Origin of the sequence: Pseudomonas sp. PS02288, from assembly GCF_029959715.1 — a bacterium.
GTDB classification, from domain to species: domain Bacteria; phylum Pseudomonadota; class Gammaproteobacteria; order Pseudomonadales; family Pseudomonadaceae; genus Pseudomonas_O; species Pseudomonas_O kuykendallii.
Map to the genome: position 1 here is coordinate 163,408 of NZ_JASCPA010000001.1, position 17,401 is coordinate 180,808.

General features: G+C 65.3%; 23 protein-coding genes. 18 read left to right on the forward strand and 5 right to left on the reverse strand.

Annotation, left to right across the window (positions count from 1 at the left end; translation table 11 throughout):
• The first annotated feature begins 2 nt into the window (after nt 1-2).
• The 6 genes from motD to QMX85_RS00770 all read left to right on the forward strand — a co-directional run bounded on the left by motD (nt 3) and on the right by QMX85_RS00770 (nt 4,250).
• Nucleotides 3-941, forward strand: coding sequence for a flagellar motor protein MotD (gene motD, locus QMX85_RS00745; protein ID WP_282338260.1), 939 nt, complete (start codon nt 3-5; stop codon nt 939-941).
• Nucleotides 938-1,726 carry a ParA family protein gene (locus QMX85_RS00750; RefSeq protein ID WP_090229523.1) on the forward strand — a complete coding sequence of 263 codons (789 nt, stop codon included), beginning with the start codon at nt 938-940 and terminating at the stop codon, nt 1,724-1,726. Before motD ends, QMX85_RS00750 begins: the two co-directional genes overlap by 4 nt.
• 93 nt (nt 1,727-1,819) lie before the next feature.
• The gene (locus QMX85_RS00755; RefSeq protein WP_282338261.1) at nt 1,820-2,710 is read left to right on the forward strand and encodes a CheW domain-containing protein; all 891 of its coding nucleotides are present in this window, start codon (nt 1,820-1,822) and stop codon (nt 2,708-2,710) included.
• Nucleotides 2,711-2,804: 94 nt separating this feature from the next.
• Nucleotides 2,805-3,284, forward strand: coding sequence for a chemotaxis protein CheW (locus QMX85_RS00760; protein WP_090229518.1), 480 nt, complete (start codon nt 2,805-2,807; stop codon nt 3,282-3,284).
• On the forward strand, nt 3,284-3,685 hold the full coding sequence (locus tag QMX85_RS00765) for a DUF2802 domain-containing protein (protein WP_282338263.1): 402 nt from the start codon (nt 3,284-3,286) through the stop codon (nt 3,683-3,685). Before QMX85_RS00760 ends, QMX85_RS00765 begins: the two co-directional genes overlap by 1 nt.
• A gap of 136 nt (nt 3,686-3,821) precedes the next feature.
• On the forward strand, nt 3,822-4,250 hold the full coding sequence (locus QMX85_RS00770) for a rhodanese-like domain-containing protein (RefSeq protein ID WP_282338264.1): 429 nt from the start codon (nt 3,822-3,824) through the stop codon (nt 4,248-4,250).
• On the opposite strand, the gene QMX85_RS00775 is transcribed toward QMX85_RS00770, so the two are convergent.
• Nucleotides 4,240-4,566: an EscU/YscU/HrcU family type III secretion system export apparatus switch protein gene (locus tag QMX85_RS00775; RefSeq protein ID WP_090229510.1), complete on the reverse strand. Its 327-nt coding sequence runs from the start codon at nt 4,564-4,566 to the stop codon at nt 4,240-4,242. The genes QMX85_RS00770 and QMX85_RS00775 overlap by 11 nt on opposite strands.
• Nucleotides 4,567-4,576: 10 nt before the next feature.
• Complete coding sequence (locus QMX85_RS00780) at nt 4,577-6,136, reverse strand: flagellar hook-length control protein FliK (RefSeq protein ID WP_282338265.1); 1,560 nt, start codon at nt 6,134-6,136, stop codon at nt 4,577-4,579.
• Nucleotides 6,137-6,346: 210 nt separating this feature from the next.
• Here QMX85_RS00780 and ccmA point away from each other — a divergent pair, with 210 nt between their 5' ends.
• The 11 genes from ccmA (at nt 6,347) to QMX85_RS00835 (ending at nt 14,286) form a co-directional block, all read left to right on the forward strand.
• On the forward strand, nt 6,347-6,982 hold the full coding sequence (gene ccmA / locus QMX85_RS00785; RefSeq protein ID WP_282338412.1) for a cytochrome c biogenesis heme-transporting ATPase CcmA: 636 nt from the start codon (nt 6,347-6,349) through the stop codon (nt 6,980-6,982).
• Nucleotides 6,979-7,650, forward strand: a complete 672-nt coding sequence (ccmB, locus tag QMX85_RS00790) for a heme exporter protein CcmB (protein ID WP_090229505.1) — start codon at nt 6,979-6,981, stop codon at nt 7,648-7,650. The genes ccmA and ccmB overlap by 4 nt, the downstream gene beginning before the upstream one ends.
• Before the next feature lie 72 nt (nt 7,651-7,722).
• A complete protein-coding gene (locus tag QMX85_RS00795; RefSeq protein ID WP_090229502.1) occupies nt 7,723-8,478 on the forward strand; it encodes a heme ABC transporter permease in 756 nt (251 codons plus the stop codon).
• A complete protein-coding gene (gene ccmD, locus QMX85_RS00800) occupies nt 8,475-8,651 on the forward strand; it encodes a heme exporter protein CcmD (RefSeq protein WP_273229279.1) in 177 nt (58 codons plus the stop codon). The genes QMX85_RS00795 and ccmD overlap by 4 nt, the downstream gene beginning before the upstream one ends.
• Complete coding sequence (gene ccmE / locus QMX85_RS00805; protein ID WP_090229497.1) at nt 8,648-9,100, forward strand: cytochrome c maturation protein CcmE; 453 nt, start codon at nt 8,648-8,650, stop codon at nt 9,098-9,100. Before ccmD ends, ccmE begins: the two co-directional genes overlap by 4 nt.
• Nucleotides 9,101-9,114: 14 nt before the next feature.
• The gene (locus tag QMX85_RS00810) at nt 9,115-11,085 is read left to right on the forward strand and encodes a heme lyase CcmF/NrfE family subunit (RefSeq protein ID WP_282338413.1); all 1,971 of its coding nucleotides are present in this window, start codon (nt 9,115-9,117) and stop codon (nt 11,083-11,085) included.
• Entirely contained in the window at nt 11,082-11,618 is a 537-nt protein-coding gene (locus QMX85_RS00815) for a DsbE family thiol:disulfide interchange protein (RefSeq protein WP_273229278.1), read from the forward strand. Before QMX85_RS00810 ends, QMX85_RS00815 begins: the two co-directional genes overlap by 4 nt.
• A complete protein-coding gene (locus tag QMX85_RS00820) occupies nt 11,615-12,103 on the forward strand; it encodes a cytochrome c-type biogenesis protein (RefSeq protein ID WP_282338272.1) in 489 nt (162 codons plus the stop codon). The genes QMX85_RS00815 and QMX85_RS00820 overlap by 4 nt, the downstream gene beginning before the upstream one ends.
• Nucleotides 12,100-13,302, forward strand: coding sequence for a c-type cytochrome biogenesis protein CcmI (gene ccmI, locus QMX85_RS00825; RefSeq protein WP_282338273.1), 1,203 nt, complete (start codon nt 12,100-12,102; stop codon nt 13,300-13,302). Before QMX85_RS00820 ends, ccmI begins: the two co-directional genes overlap by 4 nt.
• 32 nt (nt 13,303-13,334) lie before the next feature.
• Complete coding sequence (locus QMX85_RS00830) at nt 13,335-13,763, forward strand: hypothetical protein (RefSeq protein WP_282338274.1); 429 nt, start codon at nt 13,335-13,337, stop codon at nt 13,761-13,763.
• Between the two features lie 94 nt (nt 13,764-13,857).
• Nucleotides 13,858-14,286, forward strand: coding sequence for a hypothetical protein (locus tag QMX85_RS00835; protein WP_282338276.1), 429 nt, complete (start codon nt 13,858-13,860; stop codon nt 14,284-14,286).
• On the opposite strand, the gene QMX85_RS00840 is transcribed toward QMX85_RS00835, so the two are convergent.
• Together QMX85_RS00840 and QMX85_RS00845 are read right to left on the reverse strand one after the other, a co-directional pair.
• On the reverse strand, nt 14,283-15,122 hold the full coding sequence (locus tag QMX85_RS00840) for an ion transporter (RefSeq protein ID WP_282338277.1): 840 nt from the start codon (nt 15,120-15,122) through the stop codon (nt 14,283-14,285). The two genes, QMX85_RS00835 and QMX85_RS00840, sit on opposite strands and share 4 nt — an antisense overlap.
• 89 nt (nt 15,123-15,211) lie before the next feature.
• Complete coding sequence (locus QMX85_RS00845) at nt 15,212-15,853, reverse strand: TetR/AcrR family transcriptional regulator (RefSeq protein WP_282338278.1); 642 nt, start codon at nt 15,851-15,853, stop codon at nt 15,212-15,214.
• A 201-nt stretch (nt 15,854-16,054) separates the two neighbouring features.
• Here QMX85_RS00845 and moaA point away from each other — a divergent pair, with 201 nt between their 5' ends.
• On the forward strand, nt 16,055-17,050 hold the full coding sequence (gene moaA, locus QMX85_RS00850; protein WP_282338279.1) for a GTP 3',8-cyclase MoaA: 996 nt from the start codon (nt 16,055-16,057) through the stop codon (nt 17,048-17,050).
• A gap of 69 nt (nt 17,051-17,119) precedes the next feature.
• Here moaA and QMX85_RS00855 read toward each other — a convergent pair whose 3' ends face one another.
• Nucleotides 17,120-17,347, reverse strand: a complete 228-nt coding sequence (locus tag QMX85_RS00855; RefSeq protein ID WP_282338280.1) for a hypothetical protein — start codon at nt 17,345-17,347, stop codon at nt 17,120-17,122.
• Nucleotides 17,348-17,401: the final 54 nt, after the last annotated feature.

Genomic DNA, 17,401 nt, shown 5'->3' on the forward strand with positions numbered 1-17,401 from the left:
CCATGGCACGCCGCCGTCGCCCCGAAGAACACGCGAATCATGAGCGTTGGCTGGTTTCCTATGCCGACTTCATCACGCTGCTGTTCGCTTTTTTCGTGGTGATGTACTCGATCTCCTCGATCAACGAGGGCAAGTACAAGGTGCTCTCGGACAGCATGGTCGGCGCGTTCAATCAGCCGGACCGCTCCATCAAGGCGATTCCGATCGGCGACGAACGCCCGCGCACCACCGAACCCGATCGCTCGCTGATCGACGATATCGAAGGCAGCGACTCATCGTCAGTGCGCGGGCCTGCCGATCCCCTGGAAACCATCGCCAACGATGTTCGCGACGCCTTTGGCGACCTGATGAAGACCGAGCAGCTGACCGTGCGGGGCAACGAGTTGTGGGTCGAGATCACCCTCAATTCGAGCCTGCTGTTTCCGAGCGGCGATGCGATCCCCAACGACGCCGCCTTCTCCATCATCGAGAAGGTGGCGAAGATCCTGGCGCCCTACGAAAACCCCGTGCATGTCGAAGGTTTCACCGACAACCTGCCGATTCGTACCGCGCAGTTCCCCACCAACTGGGAGCTGTCGGCGGCGCGCGCCGCCAGCATCGTGCGGATGATGGCGATGGAGGGCGTGGCGCCCGGGCGGATGGCGGCGGTGGGATACGGCGAGTTCCAGCCGGTCGCGGACAACGCCACTGCGGATGGCCGTGCGCGCAATCGTCGGGTGGTTCTGGTGGTGTCGCGCAACCTCGATGTGCGCCGTAGCGTCAGTGGTTCCGGCAGCGGCAAGGCGCAACCGGATGCGGCGCTCAAGCGGGCTGGCACGCAACCTGCTAATACTCAGGACGCGCGGGCTTCCATTGGTGAAGCCGTCAATCCTTCGTCGCCGCCACCGGGCGGTGCCAATCTCGGCGCGGTGCAAGCCGCGCCGGGAGGAAATCAGCCATGAGAGTTTGGGCAGTAGCCAATCAGAAAGGAGGGGTCGGCAAGACCACCTCATCCATCGCCCTGGCGGGCCTGCTGGCCGACGCCGGCAAGCGTGTGGTCGTCGTTGACCTCGATCCGCACGGCTCGATGACCAGCTACTTCGGGCATGATCCGGACACGCTGGATCGCAGCAATTTTGACCTGTTCCTGCATCAGGGCACGGTCCCGCAGGGATTGCCGCGCGAACTGCTGCTGGAGACCAGCCACGAGCGCATTTCCCTGCTGCCCTCGAGCACCGCACTGGCGACCCTGGAGCGGCAATCTCCAAGCAAGGGCGGTTTGGGCCTCGTGATCGCCAAATCATTGGCGCAGCTTTTTCAGGATTTCGACCACGCGATCATCGACAGCCCGCCGTTGCTCGGCGTGTTGATGGTCAATGCCCTGGCCGCGAGCCAGCAGCTGATCATTCCGGTGCAGACCGAATTCCTCGCCGTAAAAGGCCTGGAACGGATGGTGAATACGCTGGCGATGATCAACCGTTCGCGTAAGCAGGCGTTGCCTTACACCATCGTGCCGACGCTGTTCGATCGCAGGACGCAGGCGTCGATGTCGACGCTGCGCACGCTGCGCCATGCCTATCCCGAGCAGTTGTGGCACGCCTACATTCCGGTCGATACGCGCCTGCGCGATGCCAGTCGCGCGGGGCTCACGCCGTCGCAGTTCGACCCCAAGAGTCGTGGCGTCATCGCCTATCGCGCCTTGCTCAAGCATCTGCTCGAGCATCAGGCGGCGGCGCAGGTTGCCTGATATGCCAGGGTTTATTCATCGTCGCGGCTCAAGTAGGCGGGCAGGGCGGCCGATAGGCTTTACTGACTATTCCCATTCCTCCGGATTCTTTTCATGAGTCGTTCGGCTGCCACGTCAACACGCTCCCAACTGGCTCTCCAGTCCTACCTGGATGGTCTGTTGCAGGAAGCCACGCTCGAGTTGGAGCCTGGGACGGCGCCGGAAAGCAGCGTCGCCATCGACGAATTCCAGGCGGCCGTGCTCGAGGAGCAGGTCCGCGATGCGCGCCAGCCGGCGCCCGCAGTGGCTCCGGCCCGCGCACCTGCGCCGATTGCGCGTCTGGACTTCGCCGAGCCTCGGCCGTTGGTGCTGCCGACCGTCGAGCTGCTCCCGCCGGCAGCGGTCGTGGAGGCGCCGCCGGTGATCGAGACGCCGGTGATCGAACCGGTGATCGTGGTCGAGCCGGTGGTCGATCTGCAGCTAGAGCAGCGTGCCGAGCGTGTACCGGCGCCGCTGAATTTCGACGAGCGTCCCGATTGGGCAGAGGAGCCCTTCGAGTGCCTGCTGTTCGACGTTGCCGGGCTAACCCTGGCGGTGCCGCTGGTTTGCCTGGGCTCGATCTACCCGCTCGTGGATCAGGAGTTGACGCCGCTGTTCGGGCAACCGGAATGGTTCCTCGGCATCCTGCCTTCGCAGGCCGGCAACCTGAAGGTGCTGGACACCGCGCGTTGGGTGATGCCCGACCGTTATCGCGACGATTTTCGCCGGGGCCTGCAGTATGTGATTTCGGTGCAGGGGTATGAGTGGGGCCTGGCGGTGCATCAGGTGAGTCGCTCGATACGCCTGGACCCGAGCGAGATAAAATGGCGCAGCCAGCGCATCCAGCGTCCCTGGCTGGCCGGCACGGTGATCGAGCACATGTGCGCCTTGCTGGACGTATCGGCCCTTGCCGAACTCATCGCCAGCGGTGCGGTGAAGCGCATGAACAACGGGCAGTTGCATTGATTCCACGGCTCGCGCAGATTGGCGCGAGCGACAACGACAACGGCGGGAAGCAACCCGCGCATACCGCGCCTGCGGTGATTGAAGAGGCTGGGATATGAAGAAGACATCTGCGCAAGGCTCCGAAGATCCCATTCTGCAGTGGGTGACCTTCCGCCTGGATAACGAAACCTACGGCATCAACGTGATGCAGGTGCAGGAAGTGCTGCGCTATACCGAGATCGCTCCGGTCCCGGGCGCGCCCAGCTATGTGCTCGGGATCATCAACCTGCGCGGCAACGTGGTCACCGTGATCGACACGCGCCAGCGTTTCGGCCTGGATTCGGCCTCCATCACCGATAACAGCCGCATCGTCATCATCGAAGCGGACAAGCAGGTCGTGGGCATCCTCGTCGACAGCGTCGCCGAAGTGGTCTACCTGCGTCAGTCGGAAATCGAGACCGCGCCCAACGTCGGTAACGACGAGTCGGCCAAGTTCATCCAGGGCGTCTGCAACAAGAACGGCGAACTGCTGATCCTGGTCGAGCTGGACAAGATGATGTCCGAGGAAGAGTGGTCGGAGCTCGAGAGCATCTGATGCTGGAAGCCGCGCTGGTCTTTCTCGCCCTGGTCTGCGTCGGGCTGGGTTATGTCTGCTGGTGGCTGGCCCAGGGCCAGCGCCAACAGGCGCGGCAGCAGGCCGAGCGCGATAATGCGCGCGACCAGCGCATCAAGGAACTGAACAAGCGTCTGGATGCCTACCTCACCGGCAGCATCCGCATGGGCGAGGAGCTGCACGAGCTCCGCCGCACCGTCGCCCCGTTGCCCGACAAGCTCACCCAGATCGAACAACGCGATCCCTCCAGCCTTTCCTTCACCCAGGCGGCGCGGCTGGTCGGGCTGGGTGCGAGCGTCGATGACCTGACCCAGTCCTGCGGGCTGTCGAAAGCCGAAGCGGAACTGGTCGCCAAGCTCCATCAGTCGCAACGCAAGGGCTGAGCCACACCGTTCGTCTCTCTCCCCGGAACCCATCCGCACGCTTTCCCTCCTACATTTACGCGGCTCATGCTCACGGCGTTCATTTGCGCGCGTTTCTTTCGCTGAGGGTTCTCGTCCGAGAACCTCGGAGGCCGCCATGTTGTGCATATTCCTGCTGATGCTGCTGACGACCGGTTACGTGCAGGCGCAAGAGGCGCCCGAGCGCATCGCCGGTGCTATGACCGTGAACGTGGGGCAGGCCAAGCGTCTTTTCGACCTAGGTGCTGTGTTCATCGACGTGCGTCCGGTCAGCGAGTGGAGCTGGGGGCATGTGCATGGCGCCGTGCACCTCGACCTCTCCGAGCGTTTCGCCGGTCTTGCACGCCCCGAATGGCCGCGCGAGGTCCCGCTGGTGATCTACTGCGACAGCGATGTCTGCCCGCGCGGGGCAGTGGCCTCCGCGCTAGCGGTCAAGTGGGGATACAAGCAGGTGTTCTACTTCCGCGAAGGCTACTTCGCCTGGATGCTGCAGGATTATCCGCAGGGCAAGGGCCTGGCGGGCGAGGTGGTCGCGTTCAGTCCCTGATGGGGCCTTCGAGGCGCAGCGGCGGATTGCTGAACTCGCGCTCCCGGCGCTCGCCGAAGCCTTGCGGCGCCTTGCCCTTGAGGTACCAGGCGAACGCGATGATCTCGGCGATGGTGCGGTACAGCGCCTCGGGGATCGCATCGCCCAGTTCCAGCCGCGCCAGTATCCGCACCAGATCGGCGTTCTCGTAGATCGGCACCTCGCATTCGCGGGCGATGGCGAGAATCGCCTCGGCAAGCTCGTCGTCACCCTTTGCGCTCAGCGTCGGGGCGCTCTGACCGTCGTATTTCAGCGCGATCGCCTGGCGTCCGCTCATCTCGATGTCCTCATGCGGTGTCGTCCACCCAGCGTTGTTCGAGCGTGGTGCGGGGCCCCCGGGGCGGCTGGCCCTTGCGACAGGCCAGTTCGCTGACCTGCAGGCCGGCCTCGACGAGGCGCTCGCGCAGATGCCCCAATTCGTGGTCGATCAGTTCGGCCGTGCGTGCCTGTTCCGCCCACAGCTGGCTGGAGAGCGCGCCACGAATCAGCTGCGCCTGTACCTGCAGCGGGCCGAGCGGGGCCAGGTCGAAGGCCAGTTCGACCTTCCAGATTTTTTCCCCGTCCTCCTGGCGACCTTTCGGCGACGGCAGTTCTTCCTTCTGCAGCTTGATCTGCAGCGGCACGAGGTTCTGCTGGTTGCGCATCGGCAACTCGAGCTGCCAGGTCGTCAGGTGCGTGCCGTCCGGCAGCACCTGGGATTGCGCGAGGCTCGACAGCTGATGCGTCTGCAGCCGCGACACCGCAGCGGCGGCGAGCTTGAGCAGGCTTTCCAGGTCGTCCTCGTCCTCCAGCGATTGCAGCAGGCCGGAGGGCAGCGGGAAGCCCGTCGCCTGCTGGCGCGCGCCGGCCTGCCCCAGTGCGCCCAACGCATTGCGGACGAAGGCGGGCAGTGCCTGCGCCATCATCGCGCCGCTGTTGGGTCCCAATTGCGGGCTGTCCGGGGTCAGCCCCGGCGCCAGTTGCGCGATCAGGCGCAGCAGGTTGGCCTTCAGGTCGAGGGGCAGGGCGCCGCCCTGGCCCTGCAGCAGTTTCGCTTCGAGGAACAGACCGCTGGCGTCGAGCGCCTTGGCCAGTGCCTTCGGATCGGTCAGTTCCTGGATGTCCGGCATGCTCGCCAGCAGCTTGTCGACGCTGGCATTCAGGGCTTCCGGCAGATCCGGCTGGCTGCTGAGGTTGAACAGCGCCCGCGCCAGATTGTCCAGCGAACCCTGGCGGGCGGCCTGAGTGGTCAGTTGCTGGCCCAGTTCGAGCTGGTCGAGGCGGCCGCTCAGCGGCAGGAAGTTCAGCTCCTGGCTGCCTTTGACTTCGGCGGTGAGCAGGCTGCCCAGACCCAGGTGCAGATTGGTTTCGATGACCAGCTTGCTGCCGGCCTGCGCGGTGTTGAGCAGGGTGACGATGACCTTGAACGCCTGCGGTTCACCGGCCGTCTGCGGCAGTGGCTGGCTCGCGGTGACCTTGCCCTGCAACAGCGTGCCCGGCGGCAGCTCGTCGAGGTCGAGCATGATCATCGGCTGCCCGGCGGCGCCCTTCGCGGCATTCTGCAAGGCGGCGGTCAGGCTGGTTTCGGATAGGGCGGTGACGCCGAAGGCGCTCCCCAACTCCAGCGGACGGTTGGTAGCGGTGGCGAGGATGGTCTGCCGACCGCTTTCCAGAGTCAGGCGCAGCAGGGCCTGGAAGCTCTCGCTGGTCTGCTTGACCGCGAGCACTTCGGCGTCGGCGCTTTCGCCAGGCAGCAGCAGGCCTTCGAGGGGTTGCAGCAACCTGAGGGCCACTTCGCCGGCTGTGGCGTTTGGACGCACGGCGGGCGCAACAGTCGATACGGCAGCCGGTCCGCTGATCTCGGTCATGAACGGGTTACAACCTGTCGAAAAAGCCAGCTTTGGAGGTCAGGTCTCGCATGTATAATGCCGCCCCGTCCAGACCAGCGTGTGCGGCGTCCCGCCGGTAGCGCGTCGAGTTCGGAACATCCCTGGCCAGAACGACAGCGATCCGTCGCGACGGGTCTGCAGTATAGCGGCAAGGATCTCGCCTTCTTGAACGTCCATGGTAGCGATGTGGTGACCAGCCCTTTCCTTGAAGCCGTATCCCTGGCCTGCGAGCGCGACTGGCGGATGCTCTTCGAGCGCCTCGACCTGCAACTGCATGCCGGCCAGATGCTGCAGATATCCGGGCCCAACGGCAGCGGCAAGACCAGCCTGCTCCGTCTGCTCTGCGGTCTGATGCAGCCCACATCCGGTGAAGTCCGCCTGGCAGGCCAGCCACTCGATGCGCAACGCGGCGAGCTGGCGCGCAACCTGCTCTGGATCGGTCACGCCGCCGGCATCAAAGGGCTGCTCAGCGCCGAGGAAAACCTCGCCTGGCTGAGTGCGCTGCACCATCCCGCTTCCCGCGCGTCGATCTGGGCCGCCCTTGCCGAAGTGGGACTCAAGGGCTTCGAGGATGTTCCCTGTCACACGCTTTCCGCCGGCCAGCAGCGCCGCGTCGCGTTGGCCAGGCTTTATTTGGCGCCGCCACCGCTATGGATTCTCGACGAACCCTTCACCGCGCTGGACAAGCATGGCGTCGCCCAATTGGAGGCGCATCTGGCGCGGCACTGCGAGCAGGGCGGCCTCGTCGTGCTGACCACGCACCATACTCTGGGGCTGCGGCCAAGCGGATATCGCGACCTTGACCTGGGGCAGCGCGTCGCATGAGCAACGTCTTTACCCTGCTCGTGGTCCGGGAAGCCCGCCTTTTGTGTCGGCGCCCGGCGGAATTGGCCAACCCCCTGGTGTTCTTCGCCATCGTCATCGCACTCTTTCCCCTCGCCGTCGGTCCGGAAACGCAGCTCCTGCAGACACTGTCGCCCGGCCTGGTCTGGGTTGCCGCGCTGCTCGCCGTGCTGCTCTCTCTGGATGGCCTGTTCCGGAGCGACTTCGAGGACGGTTCGTTGGAGCAATGGGTGGTCTCGCCGCATCCGCTGTCGCTCCTGGTGTTGGCCAAAGTGCTCGCGCATTGGGCGTTTTCAGGTCTGGCGCTGGTACTGTTGGCGCCGCTTCTGGCACTGATGCTCGGCTTGCCCGGCCGCTGCCTGCCGGTGCTGCTGGTCTCGCTGCTGCTGGGCACGCCGGTGCTGAGCCTGCTCGGCGCGGTGGGCGCGGCGCTGACCGTCGGCCTCAAACGCGGTGGCCTGCTGCTGGCATTGCTGATTCTGCCGCTGTACATCCCGGTGCTGATTCTTGGCAGCGGCGTGCTGCAGGCGGCCCTGCAAGGATTGCCGACCACCGGCTACCTGCTATGGATGGCCAGCCTGACCGCTCTGGCGGTTACCCTGACACCCTTTGCGATAGCCGCGGGCCTGACCATCAGCGTCGGCGAATAAGAAAAGAACAACCCGATTGGCGGGGCGCGAGTCGACGCTCGATTGCCACCCCGAAGACCGATGAGTGCTGCGATGAACTGGACTTGGTTTCACAAACTGGGCTCGCCCAAGTGGTTCTACGAGATCAGCGGGCGCTGGTTGCCCTGGTTGGCCTGCGCCGCGGCGTTGCTGTTGGTCGTGGGTACGGTGTGGGCGCTGGCGTTCGCGCCGCAGGATTACCAGCAGGGCAACAGTTTCCGCATCATCTATATCCATGTACCGGCGGCGCTGCTGGCGCAGTCCTGCTACATCATGCTGGCCGTGGCCGGCGCGGTCGGACTGATCTGGAAGATGAAACTGGCCGACGTCGCGGTGCAGCAGGCCGCGCCGATCGGCGCCTGGATGACCTTCATCGCGCTGTTCACCGGTGCCGTCTGGGGCAAGCCGACCTGGGGCGCCTGGTGGGTCTGGGACGCGCGGCTGACCTCGATGCTGATCCTGCTGTTCCTCTATTTCGGCATCATCGCCCTCGGCCAGGCGATCAGTAACCGCGACAGCGCGGCCAAGGCCTGTGCGGTGCTGGCGATTGTCGGGGTGGTCAACATCCCGATCATCAAGTACTCGGTGGAGTGGTGGAACACCCTGCACCAGCCCGCCACCTTCAAGCTCACAGAGAAACCGGCGATGCCGGCGGAAATGTGGGTGCCACTGCTGATCATGGTGATCGGCTTCTACTGTTTCTTCGCCTGTGTGCTGCTGATGCGCATGCGTCTGGAAGTGCTGCGCCGCGAAGCCCGCAGCAGCTGGGCCAAGGCGGAAGTTCGGGCTCGGGTGGAGGGCGTGCGATGAGTTTTTCCTCGTTTGGCGAGTTTCTCGCCATGGGCCATCACGGCCTTTACGTCTGGTCGGCCTACGGCGTGTGCCTTGGCGTGCTGTTGCTCAACCTCGGCCTGCCGATCCTGGCGCGCCGGCGTTACCTGCAAGATGAGGCGCGCCGTATGCGCCGGGAGGAATCCAAGTGAAACCGTTGCGCAAGAAGCGCCTTTACATCGTCCTCGCCATCCTGGCCGGGGTCGGTATCGCCGTGGCGCTGGCGCTCTCCGCCTTGCAGGAGAACATCAACCTATTCTACACGCCGACCCAGATCGCCAACGGCGAGGCGCCGAAGGATACCCGCATCCGTGCCGGCGGCATGGTCGAGAAAGGCTCGCTGCAGCGTTCCGGCGACTCGCTGGACGTGCAGTTCGTCGTCACCGACTTCGCCCGCAACGTGACCATCCGCTACCGCGGCATCCTCCCGGACCTGTTCCGCGAAGGGCAGGGCATCGTCGCGCTCGGCAAGCTGGATGCCGATGGCGTGCTGGTCGCCGACGAGGTGCTGGCCAAGCACGACGAGAAATACATGCCGCCGGAAGTCACGAAGGCGCTGAAGGAAAGCGGGCAGATGTCGTCCGCAGAGGGAGCCAAGTGATGAGCGCTGCGTTGATCGTTCCCGAACTGGGCCACCTGGCGCTGATCCTGGCGCTTTGCATGGCCATCGTGCAGTCGAGCCTGCCGCTGATCGGCGCCTGGCGCGGCGATCGCCAGTGGATGCGCCTGGCGCAGCCAGCGGCCTGGGGGCAGTTTGCCTTCCTGGCGTTCTCCTTCGGCTGCCTGACCTGGGCATTCATGAACGACGACTTCTCCGTCGCCTATGTCGCCAGCAACTCCAACAGCGCGCTGCCCTGGTATTACAAGTTCAGCGCCGTGTGGGGTGCCCACGAGGGCTCGCTGCTGCTCTGGGCGCTGATCCTCGGCGGCTGGACCTTCGCCGTTTCGATCTTCTCTCGGCAACTGCCGGAGGACATGCTGGCCCGCGTGCTGGGCGTGATGGGCATCATCAGCATCGGTTTTCTGCTGTTCCTGATCGTGACCTCCAACCCGTTCGACCGCTTGCTGCCGCAATCCCCGGCGGACGGCCGCGATCTCAACCCGCTGTTGCAGGACATCGGCCTGATCGTGCACCCGCCGATGCTCTACATGGGCTACGTCGGCTTCTCCGTGGCGTTCGCCTTCGCCATCGCAGCGCTGCTCGGCGGGCGCCTGGACGCCGCCTGGGCCCGCTGGTCGAGGCCGTGGACGATCGTCGCCTGGGCCTTCCTCGGCATCGGCATCGTGCTCGGCTCCTGGTGGGCCTACTACGAACTCGGCTGGGGTGGCTGGTGGTTCTGGGACCCGGTGGAGAACGCTTCCTTCATGCCGTGGCTGGTCGGTACCGCGCTGATCCACTCGCTGGCGGTGACCGAGAAGCGCGGCGTGTTCAAGAGCTGGACGGTGTTGCTGGCGATCGCGGCGTTCTCGCTGTCGCTGCTCGGCACCTTCCTGGTCCGCTCCGGGGTGCTGACCTCGGTGCACGCCTTCGCCGCCGATCCCGAGCGCGGGGTGTTCATCCTGATGTTCCTGCTGGCGGTGGTGGGCGGCTCGCTGACGCTGTTCGCCATTCGCGCGCCGGTGGTCAAGAGCCAGGTGGGCTTCGCCCTGTGGTCGCGGGAAACCCTGCTGCTGGCGAACAACCTGATCCTCATCGTGGCCGCGTCGATGATCCTGCTGGGCACGCTCTACCCGTTGCTGCTGGATGCCATCAGTGGCGCCAAACTGTCGGTCGGCCCGCCGTACTTCAACGCGCTGTTCCTGCCGCTGATGGCGCTGGTGATGTTCACCCTGGCGGTCGGCGTGCTGGTGCGCTGGAAGGACACGCCGGTGAACTGGCTGGTCGGCATGCTCACTCCGGTGCTGATCGGCAGCGCCGTAGTCGGCGCACTGGCGGCGTTTCTCCTCGGCGATTTCCATTGGGCGGTTCTCGCCACCTGCATGCTGTCGGCCTGGGTAGTGCTCGCCGGCGTACGCGACCTGTTCGACAAGACCCGCCACAAGGGTCTCGTCGCCGGCGTGCGCGGCCTGACGCGGAGCTACTGGGGTATGCAGCTCGCGCATTTCGGCATCGCCTTCTGCGCCCTCGGCATCGTGCTATCCAGCCAGTACAACGCCGAGCGTGACCTGCGCATGGCGCCGGGCGAGTCCGTCGAACTGGGCGGCTATCGCTTCGTCTTCGAGGGCGCCAAGCACCTCCAGGGTCCCAACTTCACGTCCGACCGGGCCAGTATCCGGGTGCTCGACGGCGACCGCGAAATCGCGCTCCTGCATCCGGAGAAGCGCCTCTACAGCGTGCAGAACTCGATGATGACCGAGGCGGGCATCGATGCCGGCTTCACCCGCGACCTGTACGTCGCCCTCGGTGAACCACTGGAGAACGGCGCCTGGGCGGTGCGGGTGCACGTCAAACCGTACATCCGCTGGATCTGGCTCGGTGGCCTGATGACGGCGCTGGGCGGAGCACTCGCGGCGCTGGACAAGCGTTACCGTGTCAAGGTGCGCGCCCGGGTGCGTGGCGCGCAGACCGAAGGAGTTCCCGCATGAGGCGCGCGTTGCTGCTGATTCCGCTGGCGATCTTCCTGGTGGTCGCGGTGTTCCTCTACCGCGGCCTGTTCCTGAACCCCACCGAGCTGCCTTCGGCGCTGATCGACAAGCCGTTCCCGGCGTTCTCGCTGCCCTCGGTGGACGGCCAGAGCACGCTGACCGAAGCCGTGTTCAAGGGCAAGCCGTCGCTGGTCAACGTCTGGGCCACGTGGTGCCCGACCTGCCGCGAAGAGCACGCCATGCTGAACAAGCTGGCGGAGCAGGGCGTGACCATCCACGGCATCAACTACAAGGACGACACCGCGGCCGCACAGCGCTGGCTGGCGCAGTACGGCAACCCCTACGGCCTCGACGTCAGCGATGTCGAGGGTAGCCTGGGCCTTGACCTGGGCGTCTACGGCGCGCCGGAAACCTTCCTCGTCGACCGCAACGGGATCATCCGGCACAAGTACGTCGGCGAGATCAACGAGCGTGTCTGGCGCGAGCAACTGGCGCCGCTGTGGGCGCAGCTCAGCGAGGAGGGCGGGCAATGAAGCGCGAATCCTTCATCGGGCTGGTCGGCCTGCTGCTGGCCGGCTTCGTCCACGCGGCGATCGATACCTACGAGTTCGCCGACGAATCGCAACGCGAGCGCTTCGGCCTGCTGACCAAGGAGCTGCGCTGCCCGAAATGCCAGAACCAGGACATCGCCGACTCGAACTCGCCGATCGCCGCTGACCTGCGCAAGCAGATCCACGAGCAGTTGCAGCAAGGCAAGAGCGACGCCGACATCGTCGACTACATGGTCGCCCGATACGGCGACTTCGTCCGCTACAAGCCGCCGCTGGAAGGGCGTACCGCCTTGCTTTGGTTCGGCCCTGCGGCCCTGCTGCTCGGCGGCCTGCTGACGATCACGGTGATCGTGGTTCGCCGCCGGCGTGTCGATGCCCGCCCGCAGGATGCATTGCTGTCCGCCGACGAGCAGGCGCGCCTTTCCGCCCTCATGACCAAAGACCCGCTGGATAAGAACGCCCCATGACCGATTTCTGGCTCGCCGCCGGCCTGCTGTTGCTGGTAGCCCTGGCTTTTCTTCTGATTCCCGCGATCCGTGGCCGCCGCGCCCAGACCGAAGAAGATCGCACCGCGCTCAACGTCGCGCTCTACGAGGAGCGCCAGGCCGAACTGGTCACCCAGCACGCGGCCGGCATCTTCACCGACGATCAACTGGAAGCCGGCCGCGCCGAAGCCGGGCGCGAGCTGCTCGCCGATGCCGAGGGCAGCGAGCACGCGCGCAGCGCCCGCCTTGGCCGTACGGTGCCGCTGGTGATGGCTGTGCTGATGCCGCTGCTCGGTGGCGCGCTGTACCTGCACTGGGGCGCCAGCGACAAGGTCGAGCTGGCCCGCGAGTTTTCCCAGCAGCCGCGCAGCCTCGCCGAGATGACGTCCCGCCTTGAACAGGCGGTCAAGGCGCAGCCGGATTCCGCCGAAGGTTGGTACTTCCTTGGCCGTAGCTACATGGCGCAGAGTCGCCCGGACGATGCGGTTAGAGCCTTCAGTCGCACCGTCGAACTGGCCGGCCGCCAGCCCGAGCTGCTTGGGCAATGGGCGCAGGCGCTGTATTTCGCCGGTGGCAAGCAATGGAGCGCGTCGATCCAGGACCTCACCGACGAAGCGCTGAAAAGCGATCCGAACGAAGTCACCAGTCTCGGTCTGCTGGGCATCTCGGCGTTCGAGGGCAAGCGCTTCCAGGACGCCGTCAGCTACTGGGAGCGCCTGGTCAACGTGCTTCCCCCCGAAGACCCCTCGCGTGCGGCGTTGCAGGGCGGCATCCAGCGTGCCCGCGAACAGCTCGCCGAACATCCGCAGGAAGGGGCTCCCGCGGTGGCTGAAACGGGCGTGGCGCTGAAAGTCCGCGTGCAGCTGTCAGAGGCGCTGAAGGCCAAGGTCGAGCCGGGCGACGTCGTGTTCGTCTTCGCCCGCGCGGTATCCGGCCCGCCCATGCCGCTGGCGGCCAAGCGCCTGACGGTGGCCGACCTGCCCAGCGAAGTAACTTTGCGCGATTCGGATGCAATGATGCCGCAACTGCAATTGTCCAAATTTCCGAAGGTCGAACTGGTGGCGCGGGTTTCCCGCGCCGGCAATGCCACCGCCGGGGAGTGGATCGGTCGCAGCAAGGCGCTCGATACCTCCACCAGGGACGTGCAGCAGTTGACCGTCGACAGCCCCGATAGCCCCTGAACCCGCCGGAAATAGCCGGCCGTGGAGTGACGATGAACGAGTTTCCACCAGGCCGGCAAAGCCGCCTGCCTCGCCTGGCCGGCGTGCTGGGCATGGCCCTGCTGCTGGGCGCCTGTGCCGGGCGCAACGCCCCCTCTGACGACCAGCCGTTGCCGCGTCTGCCGCAGGAACAACTGCCTTCCGGCACGACCCAGGCGCCTGCGCCGCCGCCCGCACCGAAGGTTCCCGCGCCTCCGGCGGTGATGAAGACCCACCCGCGCTACGCTCCACCGCCACAGGGCGACGCCTTCTGGGACCCGCGCTTGGGCGTCTACGTGGTCGACAACAAGGAGCTGTACTACCGCGAACGGCTCTATTACCGCTGGGATCAGGGCTGGTACTGCGCCGGGCGCATCGATGGCCCCTGGGAAAGCGTCGACGGCCCCAGCGTCCCGCCGGGCCTGCGCAGCCGCCATCCCTGATCTGGCGCCAATCGCTCGGACCTTTAGCGAGCTTCGGACAGTCCCATGTTCACGCCGTGCGGATGTGCGCGCGGCGTGACGAGGAGGACTCCGCATGAACCTTCGCTCTCTCGGCCTGGGATTGCTGCTGCCCTTGGCCAGCTGCTCGATGATCGATCGGCAAAGCTGCGTCGCTCAGAGTTATCCAGCGGCCGTCGAACTTCCCACCGAGGCCGGCCCGCCGCCGCGTTTCGGCCAGGGCCGCTGGGACCCGCAGCTGAAGGTGTTCGTCATGAATGATGACCGCGATCTCTATTACCGAGGTCAGGTCTATTACCGCTTCGCCGACACCTGGCACTGGAGCGATCGCCCGAGCGGGCCCTGGGTCGAGGTCGACCGGGCGGGGGTTCCGGACCTGCTGGCTGCGCGCTATCCGCAGGCGAACAGGCCGCGGGTGCTGACCACCGGCTTCGCCAACGCCGCCGACCGGGATACCGCGGGATCAGTGACGCCGTTATCCGGTTCGCTGCCCGCGGAACGCTAGGCTCGGTCGTCCTTTTCGCGCTGCGGCGTAAACAGCTGGCTACCACAGCGGCTGCAGAACGCCGCGTTGGCTTCGTGCAGCTCCTTGTTGCAGGCCGGGCAGGGCTTCTGCAGGGTGTCGCCACGCATGGCGTTGGCCAGCTCGGCCGTGAAGATCCCGGTCGGCACCGCGATGATCGAGTAACCGGTGATCATCACCAGTGCCGCCAGTGCCTGGCCCATTATGGTGCGAGGGACTATGTCGCCGAAACCTACAGTAGTCAGCGTGACGATCGCCCAATAGATGCTGATGGGAATGCTGGTGAAGCCGTGCTGCGGCCCTTCGACCACGTACATCAGCGTGCCGAAGACGATCACCAGCGTGGTCACGCTGAGCAGGAACACGACGATCTTCTGCCGGCTGCCGCGCAGCGCCACCAGCAGGAAGTTGGCCTGGGTCAGATAGGGCGTCAGCTTGAGCACGCGGAAGACCCGCAGCATGCGCACCACGCGGACGATCATCAGGTAGTGGGCATCCGGATAGATCAGGGTGAGGAACGCCGGCAGTACGGCCAGCAGGTCGATCAGCCCGTAGAAGCTGAGCATGTAGCGCAGCGGTTTCGGATGTACGGCGGCGCGTACCACGTACTCCACGGCGAAGATCAGCGTGAAGCCCCATTCCAGCGTCAGCAGGAGCGTGCCGAAGCGTTGATGCAGCGGCTGGATGCTGTCGACCATCACCACCACCAGGCTGGCAAGGATGATCCCCAGCAGCCAGCTGTCGAAGCGCTTGCCGGCGGGCGTATCGCTGAAGAAAATGATTTGATTGAGGCGTTCGCGGCGGCTGACGTTTTCCATGGCTCTCTCGATGCTGCGAGCCTGCGGCTCGTCCATCACAGATGGACCACCCAGGTCGCTGTGGGTGCGACGCGGGCGCGTTTTGCGTTTCAGGCGCGCTTGATCAGGCTCGCCTGGGCGTCTCGCTCGTCCACCTCGCAGCCTTTGAGTACCAGGCGAATGATGGTGTCCGCCGCGGCATCGTAGTCGCTGTCGTCGAGGGTGGATTTGCCGGTTACCACGGAAATCTGCCAGTCGAAGTCGGCATAGGTCTGGGTCGCGGCCCAGATGCTGAACAGCAGGTGATGAGGATCGACCGGCGCCATCAGGCCTTCGTCGATCCAGCCCTGCAGGCAGTTGATGTTGTGTCGCGCCTGGTTGTTCAGTTGCTCGATCTGTTCGACGGTGAGGTGCGGCGCGCCGTGCATGATCTCGCTGGCGAATACCTTCGAGGCGTGTGGCAGTTCGCGGGAAATACGGATCTTCGAGCGGATGTAGTCGCGCAGCACTTCGGCCGGGCGGCCGGGCTGGTTGAACGGCGACGAGGCGTGCAGCAGCGGCTCGACGATGCTTTCCAGGACCTCCAGGTAGAGGTTTTCCTTGGACTTGAAGTAGTAGTAGACGTTGGGCTTGGGCAGGCCGGCTTTCGCCGCGATGTCGCTGGTCTTGGCGGCAGCGAAGCCCTTGTCGGCGAACTCCTCGCTGGCCGCGCGCAGGATCAGTCCTTTGTTGCGTTCGCGGATACTGCTCATGGCGCTCTCGGTCCAGGGCCGCCGCAGCAGATGGCGGCAAACCGGTCGGCGCATGCTAGCACCGGCCTCCTGAACCCCTCAAGGCGGGGGCAGTCGGATTGAAGAGGGCGCGCCGGCCAGAGGTTAATGGTGTACCCGCACCTTCATTTCTGGTTTCATCGGCGGCCAAGCCGAAGACTCCTGCCGTATCAGGTATCCGCCATGTCGGACGAACAATTGGTCGACCCGTTCGGGCGCCGCATCACCTACCTTCGCCTGTCGGTCACCGACCGCTGCGATTTTCGCTGCACCTACTGCATGAGCGAGGACATGGTCTTCGCCCCGCGGGCGCAGATACTCACGCTCGAAGAACTCTATGCGGTGGCCGATGCCTTCATCGGCCTCGGCGTCAAACGCATCCGCATCACCGGCGGCGAACCGCTGGTGCGCAAGGGCGTAGTCGGGCTGCTGGAAAAGCTCGGTGCGCGCAACGAGCTGGAAGACCTCTCCATCACCACCAACGGATCCCAGTTGCCGCACCTGGCCGGGAAGCTGCGCGCCGCGGGCGTCAAACGGCTGAACATCAGCCTCGACTCGCTGCGCCGCAAGCGCTTCGCCGAGTTCACCCGGCGCGACAGCCTCGACCAGGTGCTGGCCGGCATCGACGCCGCGCGCGCCGCCGGTTTTTCGCGGATCAAGCTCAATAGCGTGGTGCAGAAGGACCGCAACGATGACGAGGTGCTGGATCTGGTGGAATTCGCCATGGCCCGCGACCTCGATATCAGCTTCATCGAGGAGATGCCGCTGGGCAGCGTTTCCAGCCACAGTCGCGAGATCACCTTCTGCTCCAGCGACGAGGTGCGCGCACGCATCGAGCAGCGCCACGCGCTGGTGCGCTCCAGTCATGCCACGGGCGGGCCCTCGCGCTATTGGCAGGTGGCGGGCAGCGCCACGCGGGTCGGCTTCATCTCTCCGCATAGCAACAACTTCTGCGGCGACTGCAACCGGGTGCGGGTCACCGCCGAAGGCAAGCTGGTGCTCTGTCTTGGCCACGAGGGCGCACTGGACCTCAAGGCCTTGATGCGTCGGCATCCGGGGGACGCACAACGCCTGCGGCATGCGCTGGTCGAGGCCCTGCATCTGAAGCCGGAGCGGCATTTCTTCCGCAACGACGAGCAGGTCCAAGTGGTCCGCTTCATGAGCGTCACGGGCGGCTGATCACGGTATTGGCGGCATAAAAAAAGGCGGTGGATTTCTCCACCGCCTTTTTTGTGCGCGTCGTCCGCGTCAGGCAGTCATTGCCTTGCGGGTGCGCTCGATCACGTTCTGCAAACGCTCGTTGCCCATGTACTGATCGGGGTAGAGGCGTTCGGTGTGGCAGGCAATGCCGTGCTCGTTGACCAGCGTGAAACTGAAGTTGCCTTTGCAGCTGAGAGCCATGATCTGGCAGCTCAACGGGGCGAAGGCCGCGGTGAGTGCGCTCATGGCGTTTTGTGCGTGATGATGAATCGACATGGTTCTTATATGTTCCTGAACGAATACGGCGTGGGCCGTTGACTAGAAGCTCCG

What these genes read in the sequence shown, in the direction of transcription:
- QMX85_RS00765 (WP_282338263.1), top strand. Translation starts at nt 3,284, where the DNA reads ATGCTGGAAGCCGCGCTGGTCTTTCTCGCCCTGGTCTGCGTCGGGCTG.
- motD (WP_282338260.1), top strand. Translation starts at nt 3, where the DNA reads ATGGCACGCCGCCGTCGCCCCGAAGAACACGCGAATCATGAGCGTTGG.
- QMX85_RS00760 (WP_090229518.1), top strand. Translation starts at nt 2,805, where the DNA reads ATGAAGAAGACATCTGCGCAAGGCTCCGAAGATCCCATTCTGCAGTGG.
- QMX85_RS00840 (WP_282338277.1), bottom strand. Translation starts at nt 15,122, where the DNA reads ATGGAAAACGTCAGCCGCCGCGAACGCCTCAATCAAATCATTTTCTTC.
- QMX85_RS00835 (WP_282338276.1), top strand. Translation starts at nt 13,858, where the DNA reads ATGAACCTTCGCTCTCTCGGCCTGGGATTGCTGCTGCCCTTGGCCAGC.
- QMX85_RS00770 (WP_282338264.1), top strand. Translation starts at nt 3,822, where the DNA reads ATGTTGTGCATATTCCTGCTGATGCTGCTGACGACCGGTTACGTGCAG.
- QMX85_RS00775 (WP_090229510.1), bottom strand. Translation starts at nt 4,566, where the DNA reads ATGAGCGGACGCCAGGCGATCGCGCTGAAATACGACGGTCAGAGCGCC.
- ccmB (WP_090229505.1), top strand. Translation starts at nt 6,979, where the DNA reads ATGAGCAACGTCTTTACCCTGCTCGTGGTCCGGGAAGCCCGCCTTTTG.
- QMX85_RS00755 (WP_282338261.1), top strand. Translation starts at nt 1,820, where the DNA reads ATGAGTCGTTCGGCTGCCACGTCAACACGCTCCCAACTGGCTCTCCAG.
- moaA (WP_282338279.1), top strand. Translation starts at nt 16,055, where the DNA reads ATGTCGGACGAACAATTGGTCGACCCGTTCGGGCGCCGCATCACCTAC.
- ccmD (WP_273229279.1), top strand. Translation starts at nt 8,475, where the DNA reads ATGAGTTTTTCCTCGTTTGGCGAGTTTCTCGCCATGGGCCATCACGGC.
- ccmI (WP_282338273.1), top strand. Translation starts at nt 12,100, where the DNA reads ATGACCGATTTCTGGCTCGCCGCCGGCCTGCTGTTGCTGGTAGCCCTG.
- QMX85_RS00830 (WP_282338274.1), top strand. Translation starts at nt 13,335, where the DNA reads ATGAACGAGTTTCCACCAGGCCGGCAAAGCCGCCTGCCTCGCCTGGCC.
- QMX85_RS00820 (WP_282338272.1), top strand. Translation starts at nt 11,615, where the DNA reads ATGAAGCGCGAATCCTTCATCGGGCTGGTCGGCCTGCTGCTGGCCGGC.
- QMX85_RS00855 (WP_282338280.1), bottom strand. Translation starts at nt 17,347, where the DNA reads ATGTCGATTCATCATCACGCACAAAACGCCATGAGCGCACTCACCGCG.
- QMX85_RS00845 (WP_282338278.1), bottom strand. Translation starts at nt 15,853, where the DNA reads ATGAGCAGTATCCGCGAACGCAACAAAGGACTGATCCTGCGCGCGGCC.
- QMX85_RS00780 (WP_282338265.1), bottom strand. Translation starts at nt 6,136, where the DNA reads ATGACCGAGATCAGCGGACCGGCTGCCGTATCGACTGTTGCGCCCGCC.
- QMX85_RS00750 (WP_090229523.1), top strand. Translation starts at nt 938, where the DNA reads ATGAGAGTTTGGGCAGTAGCCAATCAGAAAGGAGGGGTCGGCAAGACC.
- QMX85_RS00795 (WP_090229502.1), top strand. Translation starts at nt 7,723, where the DNA reads ATGAACTGGACTTGGTTTCACAAACTGGGCTCGCCCAAGTGGTTCTAC.
- QMX85_RS00815 (WP_273229278.1), top strand. Translation starts at nt 11,082, where the DNA reads ATGAGGCGCGCGTTGCTGCTGATTCCGCTGGCGATCTTCCTGGTGGTC.